Below are 12906 nucleotides of genomic sequence, written 5' to 3'. Positions count from 1 at the left end.
TCGGTCCCTCCGACGGATCGTCCACCAGCTCGTCCACCAGCTCGTCCACCAGCTCGTCTACCAGCTCGTCTTCCGGTGGAGCTGCCACATCATCATGATCGTGGACGGGTCCAGGGCCTGCTCGGCGCCGGAGATGTCCGTGCTGGCGGCGAGGTACTGCTTGCCCTGCCACAGCGGCAGCAGCCGCGCGTCGTCCACCATGATCTGCTGGGCCCGCTCGAACTCCTTCTCCACGTTGGCGCGGTCGCTCTCCCGGCGTGAGCGCGGCAGCAGCTCGCCGGTGATCTCCGGTGTGAGGTAGGGCGTCCCGAGCGCGTTCTGCTCGCCGACGAAGGGGGCGATGAAGTTCTCCCCGTCCGGGAAGTCCGGGGACCAGCCGCGCCCGAACACCGGGTACTCGCCCTTCTGGTACCCGGCGACGTACGTCTTCCACGGGCGGCTCTCGAGGGTCACCTCGAACAGGCCGGAGGCTTCGAGCTGCCGCTTGATCTCCTTGAACTCCGACGCCGTCTCGGAGCCGTAGCGGTCGGTGGTGTACCAGAGGGTGAGCGGGACCGGCTCGGTGATGCCGGCGTCCTTGAGCATCTCGCGGGCCTTGGGGACGCTGGGGTCGCCGTAGTCGTCGAAGAAGCCGGTGGTGTGGCCGGTGAGGCCCTTGGGGACCATCGAGTACAGCGGGTCGACGGTGTCCTGGTAGACCTTGTGCGCGATCACCGCCCGGTCGACCACCTGGGCGACGGCCTGGCGCACCTCCTTGCGCCCCGCCCACGGGTCCTCGGGGTTGAAGACCAGGTAGCTGATCTCCGTACCGCTGCCCTCGACCAGTTGGAGGTTCTCCTCCTTGCCCTCCTTGCCCTGGAGGGTGATGACGTCGTCGGCGGCGAGACCGCGGTAGGTGACCTGGATGTCGCCGTCGCGCAGCGCCTTCACCATGCCGGCGGAGTCCTTGAAGTAGCGGATCGTCACCGCCTTGTTGTGCCGTTCGGCGAAGCCCTCGTAGCGGTCGTTGCGCAGCAGCTCGGCCCGCTCGCCGTCCTCGTACGACTGGAGGGTGTACGGGCCGGAGCCCACGATGCCGCTGCCCTCGCGCAGGGCGTCCGCGGGGTAGTCACCGGGGTCGACGATCGACATGGCGGGCGTGGCGAGCACGAACGGGAAGGTGGCGTCCGGCTTGTTGAGGTGGAAGACCACCTCGCGCTCGCTCGGCGCCTGGACCCGTTCGAGGCTGCCGAGCAGGCCGGCCGGACCGCCGTTGACGTTGATGTCCTTGATCCGGTCGATCGAGAACTTGACGGCCTGGGCGTCGAGCGGGTCGCCGTTGGAGAAGGTCAGGCCCTCGCGCAGCTCGCAGCGGTAGACCTGGTTCGCCGTGTCGGTGAACGAGCACTGCTCGGCGGCGTCGGGCTGGGGCGCGGTGGCACCGCTGGGGTAGCTGAGCAGCGTCTGGTAGATGTTCCGGAACAGCTCCCAGGAACCGTCCCACGAAGCGGCCGGGTCCAGGGTGCTGGGGGCGCTGGTCGTCCCGACGACGATGGGCTCCTCGTCCTCCGAACTGTCGGACGACAGGATGCCGCATCCGGTGACCAAGGACGATATGGACACGATGGCCGCGACCCGCCGCAGGCCCCGCTTCCGGTTGAACACGCGCACGCTCCTCGATCCGCCGTACCAAGGGTCGGCAGACCATACCGCAGCGCCACGCCCCCTGAACCCCCTTCTGAACAGGGGTTTTGATCATTTGGCGATGACTACGTTGTCATCGGGCGCCGTGCTCCGATACGCGGACACGGGCGCCGTCCGGGTGGACGGCGCCCGTGTCCGCGTATCGATCCGAGGGGTTCCCCGTGGGCGAGATCAGGCCACGCCGGCGTTGAGGAAGATGCCGCCGTCCACGACGAGCGTCTGGCCCGTCACCCAGGCGGACTGCTCCGAGGTGAGGAAGGCCGCGGCGCCGCCGATGTCGGAGGGCACGCCGAGCCGGCCCAGTGGGTAGCCCGAGGCGGCCTCCTCCTCGCGTCCCTCGTACAGGGCGGCGGCGAACTTGGTCTTCACGACCGCCGGGGCGATCGCGTTGACCCGCACCTTCGGCGCGAACTCGTGCGCCAGCTGCGCGGTCAGGTTGATCAGCGCGGCCTTGCTGACGCCGTACGCGGCGATGAAGGGCGAGGGCGAGAGGCCCGCGACGGAGGCGATGTTGACGATCGCGCCGCCGTTGTCCTTCTGCCAGGCGTGCCAGGTGCGCTGGGCGAAGCCGAGCGCGGAGATCACGTTGGTCTCGAAGACCTTGCGCGCGACGTTCAGGTCGAGGTCGGCGATCGGCCCGAACACAGGGTTGGTGCCGGCGTTGTTGACCAGGAAGTCGACGCGTCCGAAGGCCTCCATCACGCGCTCGACGGCGACGGCCTGGTGGGCCTCGTCGTGCGCCTTGCCGGCGACGCCGATGACCCGGTCGGAGCCGAGCTTCTCGACGGCTTCCTTCAGGGCGTCCTCGTTGCGGCCGGTGATGCAGACCCGGTCGCCGCGGGCGACCAGGGCCTCGGCGACGCCGTAGCCGATGCCGCGGCTGGCGCCCGTGACCAGCGCGACCTTGCCGGAGAGTGCGGGCAGTTCAGTCATGTCAGTGTTCCCCACCGTTCCTGGTCTCCGTGTTCCCTAGTCGAGCGGCCCGCCGGCCACGTACAGCACCTGGCCGGAGACGAAGCCGGCGGCCTCGCCGGTGAAGAAGGCGATGGCGTTGGCGATGTCCTCGGGCTCGCCGACCCGGGCGACGGGGATCTGGGTGGCGGCGGCGGCCTTGAAGTCGTCGAAGCCCATGCCGACGCGGTCGGCGGTCGCCTTGGTCATCTCGGTGGCGATGAAGCCGGGGGCCACGGCGTTGGCGGTGACGCCGAACTTGCCGAGTTCCTTGGCGAGGGTCTTGGTGAAGCCCTGAAGACCGGCCTTGGCGGCCGAGTAGTTGACCTGGCCGCGGTTGCCGAGGGCGGAGGAGGAGGACAGGTTGACGATGCGCCCGAACTTGGCGTCGACCATGTGCTTCTGGCAGGCCTTCGACATCAGGAAGGCACCGCGCAGGTGCACGTTCATGACGGTGTCCCAGTCGGAGACGCTCATCTTGAACAGCAGGTTGTCGCGGAGCACGCCCGCGTTGTTGACGAGGATCGTCGGCGCGCCCAGTTCCTCGGCGATCCGCGCGACGGCCGCCTCGACCTGGGCCTCGTCGGAGACGTCGCAGCCGACCGCGAGCGCCGTGCCGCCGGCCGCGGTGATCTTCTCCACGGTGTCCTTGCAGGCGGCCTCGTCGAGGTCGATGACGGCGACGGCACGGCCCTCGGCGGCCAGTCGTACGGCGGTGGCGGCGCCGATGCCGCGCGCGGCTCCGGTGACTACGGCGACCCGCTGCTCAGTGGTGGACATTCGCTGCTTCTCCTCGTCCTGGGGATGCGGCCCGTGCGGAGCGTGCGCCCTGGGGTGAGCGACCGCTTAGTACCTTCCGCAGACGTGACGCTAGAAGCCCTGGCACGCGGTGTCAACGGGACACCGGGCCGGTGTGATCCATTACCTGGCCGTCCCGGCGCGCCGCCCCGCACCGGTCGCCCGATCGGCCCAGCGCTGCGGGCCGCCGGGCCGCCGGGCCCCTAGCGTCGAAGCGCGAGCCACTCGTGGCCGGAAAGGAGGCGTCCATGCGCCGTCGTACCGGTGCAGCAGGCATAGCCGTCGCGATCGCCGCGATCGTGCCGCTGGCCGACCCCGCACCCGCCCAGGCCCTCGACTCGAACCTGGAGTCGGACTGCCTGAGCTCCACCTACCAGGAAGCGGTGCCGATCGGGCTGGAGGCGGATCCGGGCGTCCCGGACCCGTTGTGCCCGGACGCGCTGTTCGACGCCCCGCCCGAAGACGCTCCGCTGGTCGGGGGCGGTCTCGACGACGACCGGCTCGACGGGGGCGGTCTCGACGACGGCCGGCTCGACGGGAGCGGCCTCGGCGACGGGCGGCCGGACGAGGGCCTGCCCGACGGAGGCGGACTCGCTCCGGGCCGTCCCGGGGACGGCCGGCTCGATCAGAACCGGCCCGGGACGTCGCACTCCACCGGTCAGGGGCCCTTCGACCAGGGCGGCATCCGGGAGATCCGGGAGGGAGACGGCGGCATGGGCGGGGGTGCCGCGCATCCGCGCGGGGACCAGCTCCCGACGATCTCCGCCACCACCAGGCCGGCCCCGGTCACCACCCCCGCTCCGGCCACCACCGCGCCGGCACCCGTGACCTCCCCCTCCGTCGCGCCGACGCTCGGCACCCAGGGCGGCCTGGGCGGCGCCTCGGGCACCGGTCCCAGCGACTGGGACATCGGCATCGGCCTGAGCTTCGTGACCGGCGCCGCGCTCGCGGCGGGCTGGGTGATCAGGCGCCGCCGACGCGCCTGAGGCACCGCACGGGCCCAGGGGGTGTCGTTCGGATCCGGCCGCGCTCGCCGGGTCCGGCACCCGCAGCTGACCCCGCTCGGGCCGGCAACGAGGAACCCGCACCCGGAGCCGGCCTGATCCGAACGCCACCCCCAGCCGCCCGGTCCGGTCCCCGCGTCCTCACCGCACCAGCAGGTCGAGCAGCCGCTCCGTCTCGGCGGCCGGGTCGGCCGTGAGGCCGGTGTGGACGGGGCCGGGCTGGACGATCGTCGAGCGGGGCGCGATCAGCCAGCGGAACCGGCGGCCGGCGTCGTCCCCGGCCGCCTGGCCCGCCGCGTCCCCTCCGGCGCAGACGCCCTCCACGGCACGCAGCGCCGCCCGCACTCCGGGCAGGTCGACGTGCGGGTCAAGGGCCAGCAGCCTGCTCTCGTCGAGGTGGGTGCGGGCCCCGACGTAGGACTTGGCACGGCAGTAGACGAGGACGCCGGCGTTGACGCACTCCCCGCGTTCGACGCGCGGCACGACGCGCAGCAGCGCGTACTCGAAGACGTGGCGGTCGCTCACCGCTCCCCCTTGGCTCACTTGACGCGTTCGTGGATCGTGGCGGCCCGTGCGAGCAGGGGCCGCGCGTAGGCACGGCGGAGGTCGTCGGGGGTGGCGAAGCCGGGTTCGTCCCGCAGCCAGACGTCGGGGATCTCGGCGGTGACCTCGGTGAGGAGTTCCTCGGTGACCAGCGGCGCGAGCGCGGCGGCGGCCGACCGGACGTCCGGCGCGAACCGGGCCAGGGCGTGGTCGGCGGCGTCGTAGGGGCGGGCGGCGGAGGCCTCGGCGCCGGGCCAGTTGTGATGCCAGATCATGGTCGCGCCGTGGTCGATGAGCCACGTCTCGCCGTGCAGCCGCAGCAGGTTGGGATTGCGCCACGAGCGGTCGACGTTGTTGACCAACGCGTCGAACCAGACGATGCGTCCGGCCTCCTCGGCGCTCACCTCGAAGGCGAGCGGGTCGAACCCGAGCGCTCCGGAGAGGAAGCCCATGCCGAGGTTGGTGCCGCCGCTGGACTTGAGCAGTTCCTGCACCTGCGGGTCGGGTTCGCCGAGCCCGAGCACCGGATCGAGGTCGACCGTCACCAGCCGCGGTACCCGGAAGCCCAGCCTGCGGGCGAGTTCGCCGCAGACCACCTCGGCCACGAGCGTCTTGCGGCCCTGTCCCGCGCCGGTGAACTTCAGGACGTAGGTGCCGAGGTCGTCGGCCTCGACGAGACCCGGGAGCGAGCCGCCCTCGCGCAGGGGCGTGATGTAACGGGTCGCCAGGACCTTGCTCAACACTTGTGCGGGTCACCCGTCTCTTCGGCCTTGCCTCCTCGCCGCGGGGAGGCTCCCCCGGGCATGCGGTGAGCATAGTGACCACGGGTGACCGTCGGCGAGGCGGGCACGGACCGCGACGCGCGTCCCCACCGTCCGCCGTTCGCAGTGGTTCGGGGTCGAAGGCGCGTGCCCGCCGCCCGGGAACGGGCGGAGCGGCCGCCGATACCCTGGTGCTACGTGACATTGCACCGAGAGGACTCCCGTGGCCGCCTCGCCGACCGACCCCGATCTGCCCGTCCTCGGGGGAACGCGCCGCAGTTTCCGTGAGCGGGTGACCGACGCGCTGCGGGCCGCGATGATCGCCGGCGAACTGCGTCCGGGCGAGGTCTACTCGGCGCCCGCCCTGGCCGCACGGTTCGGGGTGTCGGCCACGCCGGTGCGCGAGGCGATGCTGGACCTGACCAAGGAGGGTCTGGTCACCGCGGTGCCGAACAAGGGGTTCCGGGTGACCGAGGTGTCCGACCGGCAGCTGGACGAGTACACCCACATCCGGGCGCTGATCGAGATCCCCACCACCGCGGACCTGGCGACGACGGCCGATCCGGCGGCGCTGGAGGCACTCCGCCCGGTGGCCGGGGAGATCGTCACGGCCGCCACGTCCGGGGACCTGGTCGCCTACGTGGCGGCGGACCTGCGCTTCCACCTGGAGCTGCTCGCCCTCTCGGGCAACCGGCACCTGGTGGAGGTGGTGCGCGAGCTGCGCACCCGCTCAAGGCTGTACGGCCTCACCTCACTGGTCGCCGAGGGGCGCCTCAAGGGGTCGGCGGACGAGCACCTGGAGATCCTGGAGGCCCTGCTGGCCCGTGACCGCGCGCGGGCCGAGGAGGTCATGACCCGCCACCTGGGGCACGTCCGCGGCATCTGGGCCGTCCCGGACGGCGACACCGGGCAGCGTGAGGCGGGGCCCTCGCGCTGATCCGTGGCGTGCGGTCGCCGTACCGGACCGGCCCACTCGGCCGTATCGCGGCACCCGGGGCGGACGGTCGCTGAACAACACGTGCCGCCGGGCCGTACCTGTCGGCAGACCACCACGTCCACCCGGGAAGGGAACCCCAGCATGACCAGCGCTTCGTTTCACCCCGCGACGGGACCGGCCCGTCGTACCGTCGTGGCGGCGGCCTCAGCGGCGGGCCTCACCGCCGTGCTGGCCGCGTGCTCGGGCTCGGACGACGACGCGTCGAGCGACACCGGCGCCGCCCCCGGCTCCGCCTCGCGGGACGCGGGCGGCGAGGGCGCGGGGGCGGCGCTCGCGACGACCGCCGACATACCCGAGGGCGGCGGGAAGGTCTTCCCCGACCAGAAGGTGGTCGTAACCCAGCCGGCCGCGGGCGAGTTCAAGGCGTTCTCCGCCACCTGCACCCACCAGGGCTGTGCCGTGAAGAGCGTGTCCGACGGCATCATCAACTGCCCCTGTCACAACAGCAGTTTCTCGATCACGGACGGCAGTGTGCAGGGCGGCCCCGCTCCCAAGCCGCTGCCCGCCGTGCAGATCACGGTCAGCGGGGACTCGATCCGGCTGGCCGGGTGACCGTGGCGCAGCGCCGGGGGCGCAGGATCATGATGACCCCCGGCGAGCTGGAGGCGTTCCTCACCACCCAGCGCACCTGCCGCGTGGCCACCGTGTCGGCCGACGGAAGCCCGCACGTCAGCACGCTGTGGTTCGCCTGGGACGGCGCATCGATGTGGCTGTACTCGGTCGTGCGCAGCCGCCGCTGGACGGACCTGCGGCGCGACCCGCGGGTGGCGGTCGTCGTCGACACCGGCGAGGAGTACGACCAGTTGCGGGGCGCGGAGCTGTCCGGCCGGGTGGAGTTCGTCGGCGAGGCACCGCGCACCGGTGAGCTGTGCGCCGAACTCGACTTCCCGGAGACGCTGTTCGCCCGCAAGAACTTCGGCCTCCAGGAGATGCCGCACGACGGCCGGCACGCCTGGCTGCGTCTGACGCCCCAGAAGGTCGTCTCCTGGGACTTCCGCAAGCTGCCGCCGGGTTAGGCGGCCGCACCCCGGCCGCGGCTCATCCCGTCTGTGCCACGGTCCGCGCCGCCGCCCGCAGCGCGTCCACCGCCGCCCGGATCGACGGGCGGCGGTCGGCGTCCGCCCGCCACACGACGTACACGTGCCGCCGCACCCGCTGCTTCAGCGGCACGGTGACGACCTCTGCGGGCATCGGGTGGCGTCCGAGCAGCGGGGCGATGCACACGCCGAGCCCCGCGGCGACCAGCCCGAGCTGGGTGTGGGTCTCGGCGGCACGGTGGCCGACGATCGGCTCGACGCCCTTGGAACGCAGCGTGAACATCAGCCACTCGTGACAGAACTCGCCCTCCCCCCACGTGATCCACTCGTCCTCGGCGAACTCGGCCAGATCCACCTCGTCCCGGCTCGCGAGCCGGTGGCCTGCGGGCATGGCGACGTCGGCGGGGTCGTCGAGGAGCGGTGCCTTGACCAGGCCGTCGGGCAGCGGCATCGGCTTGTTGTACCAGTCGAGTACGACGGCCAGGTCCAGGTCGCCGCGCACCACGCCGTTGATGCCGCGCTCCGGCTCCAGCTCCGCCGAGCGGATGCGCAGCGCGGGGTGCTCGGCGCGCAACGCCGCCAGCGTGGCCGGGAAGAGTCCGCGGGCGGCGGTGGGGAACGCCGACAGCCTCAGCTCGCCCGCCACCTGTCCGCGCTGCGCCTCCAGGTCGGCCTGGGCCAGCTCGACCTGGGAGAGGATGCGGGCCGCGTGCTCGGCGAGCAGCCGGCCGGCGTCCGTGAGCCGCACACCCCGGCCGTTCCTGGCGAGCAGCTGCTGACCGGCCTCGCGCTCCAGCTTGGCCATCTGCTGGGAGACGGCCGAGGTGGTGATGTGCAGGCCGGCGGCGGCTCCGCTGACCGATCCGTGCCGGGCGAGGGCGTCGAGGGTACGCAGGCGCTCCAGGTTCAACATGTAAGCAATACTACGAGGTACTGCGTGCGAAATCTCGATTGTGCTACGAAGACGACTGCCGCATCGTTGTCCGTATGAGCAGCAGCGCCCCCTCCCCTTCGTCCACCGCGTCCTCCGCGCCCCGCCGCGTCCTCGACTGGCGGCTGCGCTTCGGCCTCCTCTCCCTCGTGTGGGGTTTCAGCTTCCTCTTCATGAAGGTGGGCACCGAGAGCTTCGCCCCCTTCCAGGTCACGCTCGGACGGCTGGTCTTCGGTACGGCCGTGGTCGCCGTCGCGATGGCGGTGCAGCGGGAGCGTCTGCCCCGAGGGACGTGGACCTGGGTGCACCTGGCGGTGGCCGGGCTCCTCCTCAACGCGCTGCCGTTCTCCCTGTTCGCCTTCTCGGAGCTGACGATCCCGTCGTCCCTCGCGGGCATCTGCAACGCGACCTCGCCGCTGTGGGGCATGGCCCTGTCGCTGGTCGCCCTCTCCGAGGACCGGCCGACGCGGCGCCGGGTGGCCGGCCTCGGCATCGGCTTCCTCGGCGTCCTGACGGTGCTGGGCGTCTGGCAGGGCTTCCACGGCCTCGACGTCACGGGCACGGCGCTGGCCCTGCTGGCCTCGCTCAGCTACCCGGTCGGCTGGATCTACGTCCGCCGCACCCTGGCCGGCTCCCGCCACTCCCACCTCTCGCTGACCGGCGCCCAGCTGGGCCTGGCCACGGTGCAACTGGCGGTCGTCACACCGCTGTTCACCTCGGTGCCGACCAGCTTCCCGGTGCTCCCCCTGCTGGCGGTAGCGGCCCTCGGGGCGCTGGGCACCGGGCTCGCCTTCCTGATCCAGTACGACCTGGTCGCCGAGGTGGGCCCGACCACGGCCCAGATGGTCACCTACTTCACCCCGGTCATCGCCACGGCCGCGGGCGTCGCGCTCCTCGGCGAGTCGTTGTCCTGGTCGACGCCGGTCGGAGCGGTCGTCGTCCTCGCCGGCGCGGCACTGACCCAGGCCCGCCCAAGGTCCGCCCGGGGCGGGAACACGCCTGCGCCGGCGGCCGGGGCGCCGACGGGGGTACGGCAGGAGTCGCGGGTCTGAGAACCGCGCCCGGAGTCCTTCCTCAGACGTAGCTCCGCGGCGGCCCGGCCCCCGGTCCCACGGCCGCCGCGACAGCCGCCGCCAACGGTCCGGTGTCGTCCTCCCCGAGCGTCGACACGGTGATCCGGATGCCGGGCGGAGCGCTCAGGCGGAAGCGGGCGCCGGGGGCCACCGCCCAGCCGGCGTGCAGGAGCCGGGCGACGGCGCCGGTCTCGTCCGGCACCGGGATCCACACGTTCATCCCGCTGCGCCCGAACCCCGTGACCCCGCGTTCCGCGAGGGCGCCGAGGAGCGCCTCCCGTCGTCGCCGGTACACCTCCGCCACCGCGCGGGTGTCCACCGCGCCGTCCGACCAGAGCCGGGCCACGGCCCGCTGGCTGATGCGGCTGACCCAGCCGGGGCCCAGCCGCTGCCGTCCGCGCACCCGGTCGAGCGTGACGGGGTCCCCGGTGAGCACGGCGAGCCTCAGGTCGGGACCGCAGGCCTTGGCGGCGGAACGGACCAGGGCCCAGCTGCCGGTCGTGCCGGCCAAGGGGTGCAGGGGGAGGTCGACGATGCCGTGGCCGTGGTCGTCCTCGATGAGCAGCGTCGCCGGGTGGTCGCGCAGGACGGACCGCAGGGCACGCGCGCGCGTGGCACCCACCGCCGCACCCGTCGGGTTCTGCGCGCGGTCCGTGACCACCAGGGCGCGGGCGCCGGCCTCGAGGACCCGGCGTACGTCCTCGGGCAGCGGCCCCTGGTCGTCCACTCCGACGGCGACCGTGCGCAGGCCGAGCGCGGGCACCAGGTCGAGGAGGCTGCCCCAGCCCGGGTCCTCGACGGCGACGGCGTCCCCGGGTTTGAGATGAGCGGCCAGCACCCGCTCCATCGCGTCCAGCGAGCCCGACGTCACCGCGACCGGCCCCTCGGGCACCCCGTCGGCGTCCAGTTCGGCCCGGGCCACCCGGACCAGCTCCGGGTCCAGGGAGGCGTGCCCGTACAGCACCGGTTCACGGTCGCCCGCCTCCGCCGCCGCTGCGAACACCGGGCCCAGCGCGGGCAGCAGCGCCGGGTCCGGATTGCCGTCGGACACGTCGCGCACCCCCTCGGGCACGTCGACGCGGATGAACTCCCGCCCGGTGGTGGCCGGCTTCGCGCGCACCCGGCTCCCCCGCCGCCCGGCCGTCTCGATGACCCCGCGCTCACGCAGGGTGCGGTACGCCGCGGCGACGGTGTTCGGGTTCACCCCCAGGCTCCGCGCCAACTCCCGCATGGGCGGAAGGGTTTGTCCCGGTTGCAGCTCTCCGGCACCCACCGCACGCTCGACGCTCGCGGAAATCTCCGCTGCGCCCCGCCCGGTGATCCGATACTCTCCTAGCACAAAACAGATTATGCACTAGTACAAGGGAGAGCGCCATGCAGGGGACCACGGGGACGCCGTCGCAGCCCACCGCCACCTATCCGCCCACCGACCGCACCGTCCCCACCCGCTCCGCCGACCGGGCCGCGTACGACAAGGAGCTGGTGCACGCGATACTCGACGAGGGGTACGTCTGCCATCTCGGCTTCGTCCGCGACGGTGCCCCGGTCGTCCTGCCGACGCTGTACGGCCGGGTGGGCGAGCGGCTCTACGTGCACGGTTCGACGGGCTCGCGCCCGCTGCGGATGGCCGGCGCGGCCGACCCGGGGTTGCAGGTGTGCCTGACCGTGACGCACGTGGACGCGCTGGTCCTGGCCCGTTCGGCCTTCCACCACTCGATGAACTACCGGTCGGTGGTGGTGCACGGCACGGCGTACGAGGTGACGGACCCCGAGGAGCGGCGCACGGCCCTGGACGCCCTGGTCGACCATGTCGTCCCGGGCCGCTCCCGCGACTCCCGGCCGGCCAGCAAGAAGGAGCTGGCCGCCACGGCCGTGATCCGCCTCGACCTCGACGAGGTCTCCGCCAAGCTCCGCACCGGCGGGGTGAACGACGAGCCGGAGGACCTCGCCCTCCCCCACTGGGCCGGCCTCGTCCCGTTGCGCAAGGGGTACGAGGCCCCGGTCGCCGACCCGGCCCTGGACCCCGCCACCGCGCTGCCGGACTACCTGTCGGCCCGGTGACACCGGCCCGCACGGGAGGGGGCGGGCCCCCGGCAGGCCGGCCCCGCCGTCAGGCCGGCGTCGGCCGGGCCCGTGCCTCCCTGGCCTCCCGTGCCGCTCGCGTCTCCGCCACCGCGAGCCCCCCGACCGAGCCGAGCATCAGCAGGGTGCCGGCGAGGGTCGCCGCCGTGAGGTGCTCCCCGAGCAGCAGGACGGCGAGCGCCGCCGCGCTGACCGGCTCCAGGAGCATGATCACGGAGACGGTCGCGGACCGGACGACGGCCGCGCCGGCGAAGTAGAGCCCGTAGGCGAGGGCGGTCGGGACGGCCGCGACGTAGGCGAGCAGCCACAGCAGCCGCACCGGTTCGGCGGTGTGCGGCACCAGGCCCTCGGCGAGGGCGAGCGGCAGCAGGCACAGGCTCGTGACGGCGAACGCCCCGACGGACGCACTCGCGGCGTCCGCCCCGCCGTCCCGCCCCCACCAGCGGGTGAGCAGCGTCATCACCGAGTACCCGGCGGCGGACAGCAGTGCGAGGAGCACGCCCGGCAGGCGGACGGTCGTCCCCCCGCCGCCGAGGACGAGCACCGCGAGCCCGGCGAGCGCGCCCACGACGGCCGCGACGCCGCCACGTCCGAGGTGTTCACCGAGGCCGAGGCGGGCGCCGAGGGCGATCAGTACGGGCCCCGCGCCGAGGGTGACGACGGTGGCGACGGCGAGACCGGTGGACTGTACGGCGGCGAAGTAGGCGGTCTGGAACACCGCGAGCCCCAGCCCGGTGACGACGGCGCGCGACGCCCGGCGCCTGAAGGGTCCCCGGACGGCCGGGCGGACCCGCGGGCGCAGCGGGCGGGCGGCGAGCAGGAGGACGAGTCCCGCCGCGCAGCGCCAGAACGACAGGACGACGGGGCCCATGTCGCTGACGCGGTAGGCCAGCGAGGCGGCGGCACCGGCGGTGCCCCAGGCGACACCGGCGACGATCAGATAGAGGAGGCCACGCCCGACGGGCAGGCCGGAGACGGCTTTCGACACGAGTTCTCTCCGCAGACGCGCACGAGGCGCGGAAGTTCGAGGCGTCCCGGAACGAACG

General features: G+C 73.1%; 14 protein-coding genes. 6 read left to right on the top strand and 8 right to left on the bottom strand.

The window, feature by feature from the left end; genetic code table 11:
* Positions 1-57: 57 nt before the first annotated feature.
* The 3 genes from ACIBCJ_RS34285 to fabG all read right to left on the bottom strand — a co-directional run bounded on the left by ACIBCJ_RS34285 (position 58) and on the right by fabG (position 3414).
* A complete protein-coding gene (locus ACIBCJ_RS34285) occupies positions 58-1644 on the bottom strand; it encodes an ABC transporter substrate-binding protein (protein WP_362106049.1) in 1587 nt (528 codons plus the stop codon).
* A 210-nt stretch (positions 1645-1854) separates the two neighbouring features.
* Positions 1855-2616, bottom strand: coding sequence for an SDR family oxidoreductase (locus tag ACIBCJ_RS34280; protein WP_362106052.1), 762 nt, complete (start codon positions 2614-2616; stop codon positions 1855-1857).
* A gap of 36 nt (positions 2617-2652) precedes the next feature.
* On the bottom strand, positions 2653-3414 hold the full coding sequence (gene fabG / locus ACIBCJ_RS34275) for a 3-oxoacyl-ACP reductase FabG (protein ID WP_133887004.1): 762 nt from the start codon (positions 3412-3414) through the stop codon (positions 2653-2655).
* Positions 3415-3680: 266 nt separating this feature from the next.
* On the opposite strand from fabG, the gene ACIBCJ_RS34270 reads away from it, so the two are divergent.
* Positions 3681-4418 (top strand): hypothetical protein, encoded by a 738-nt coding sequence (locus tag ACIBCJ_RS34270; protein ID WP_365979664.1) that lies wholly within the window; start codon positions 3681-3683, stop codon positions 4416-4418.
* A 159-nt stretch (positions 4419-4577) separates the two neighbouring features.
* On the opposite strand, the gene ACIBCJ_RS34265 is transcribed toward ACIBCJ_RS34270, so the two are convergent.
* Together ACIBCJ_RS34265 and ACIBCJ_RS34260 are read right to left on the bottom strand one after the other, a co-directional pair.
* Positions 4578-4961, bottom strand: a complete 384-nt coding sequence (locus ACIBCJ_RS34265) for a DUF3037 domain-containing protein (protein ID WP_362106059.1) — start codon at positions 4959-4961, stop codon at positions 4578-4580.
* Positions 4962-4975: 14 nt separating this feature from the next.
* Positions 4976-5722, bottom strand: a complete 747-nt coding sequence (locus tag ACIBCJ_RS34260) for a HipA family kinase (protein WP_362106062.1) — start codon at positions 5720-5722, stop codon at positions 4976-4978.
* A gap of 241 nt (positions 5723-5963) precedes the next feature.
* Here ACIBCJ_RS34260 and ACIBCJ_RS34255 point away from each other — a divergent pair, with 241 nt between their 5' ends.
* The 3 genes from ACIBCJ_RS34255 (at position 5964) to ACIBCJ_RS34245 (ending at position 7753) form a co-directional block, all read left to right on the top strand.
* Complete coding sequence (locus ACIBCJ_RS34255) at positions 5964-6677, top strand: GntR family transcriptional regulator (RefSeq protein WP_365979663.1); 714 nt, start codon at positions 5964-5966, stop codon at positions 6675-6677.
* A 141-nt stretch (positions 6678-6818) separates the two neighbouring features.
* On the top strand, positions 6819-7289 hold the full coding sequence (locus ACIBCJ_RS34250) for a Rieske (2Fe-2S) protein (protein ID WP_362509628.1): 471 nt from the start codon (positions 6819-6821) through the stop codon (positions 7287-7289).
* Positions 7286-7753: a pyridoxamine 5'-phosphate oxidase family protein gene (locus tag ACIBCJ_RS34245; protein ID WP_362106071.1), complete on the top strand. Its 468-nt coding sequence runs from the start codon at positions 7286-7288 to the stop codon at positions 7751-7753. Before ACIBCJ_RS34250 ends, ACIBCJ_RS34245 begins: the two co-directional genes overlap by 4 nt.
* 22 nt (positions 7754-7775) lie before the next feature.
* Here ACIBCJ_RS34245 and ACIBCJ_RS34240 read toward each other — a convergent pair whose 3' ends face one another.
* Positions 7776-8687 (bottom strand): LysR family transcriptional regulator, encoded by a 912-nt coding sequence (locus ACIBCJ_RS34240; protein WP_362106074.1) that lies wholly within the window; start codon positions 8685-8687, stop codon positions 7776-7778.
* Between the two features lie 74 nt (positions 8688-8761).
* On the opposite strand from ACIBCJ_RS34240, the gene ACIBCJ_RS34235 reads away from it, so the two are divergent.
* Positions 8762-9757 (top strand): DMT family transporter, encoded by a 996-nt coding sequence (locus ACIBCJ_RS34235; protein WP_365979662.1) that lies wholly within the window; start codon positions 8762-8764, stop codon positions 9755-9757.
* A gap of 22 nt (positions 9758-9779) precedes the next feature.
* Here the strand turns inward: ACIBCJ_RS34235 and ACIBCJ_RS34230 are convergent, their stop codons facing one another.
* Complete coding sequence (locus ACIBCJ_RS34230) at positions 9780-11117, bottom strand: aminotransferase class I/II-fold pyridoxal phosphate-dependent enzyme (protein WP_362509619.1); 1338 nt, start codon at positions 11115-11117, stop codon at positions 9780-9782.
* A gap of 35 nt (positions 11118-11152) precedes the next feature.
* Here ACIBCJ_RS34230 and ACIBCJ_RS34225 point away from each other — a divergent pair, with 35 nt between their 5' ends.
* Positions 11153-11839: a pyridoxamine 5'-phosphate oxidase family protein gene (locus ACIBCJ_RS34225; protein WP_362106083.1), complete on the top strand. Its 687-nt coding sequence runs from the start codon at positions 11153-11155 to the stop codon at positions 11837-11839.
* A 49-nt stretch (positions 11840-11888) separates the two neighbouring features.
* Here the strand turns inward: ACIBCJ_RS34225 and ACIBCJ_RS34220 are convergent, their stop codons facing one another.
* Positions 11889-12848: an EamA family transporter gene (locus ACIBCJ_RS34220; protein WP_365979661.1), complete on the bottom strand. Its 960-nt coding sequence runs from the start codon at positions 12846-12848 to the stop codon at positions 11889-11891.
* Between the last annotated feature and the right edge of the window lie 58 nt (positions 12849-12906).

The sequence above is a fragment of the Streptomyces sp. NPDC051136 genome (assembly GCF_044455745.1).
Classification (GTDB): Bacteria; Actinomycetota; Actinomycetes; order Streptomycetales; family Streptomycetaceae; genus Streptomyces.
The sequence above is the reverse complement of the archived record's forward strand: the minus strand, read 5'-3'. Positions and strand labels throughout refer to the sequence as shown.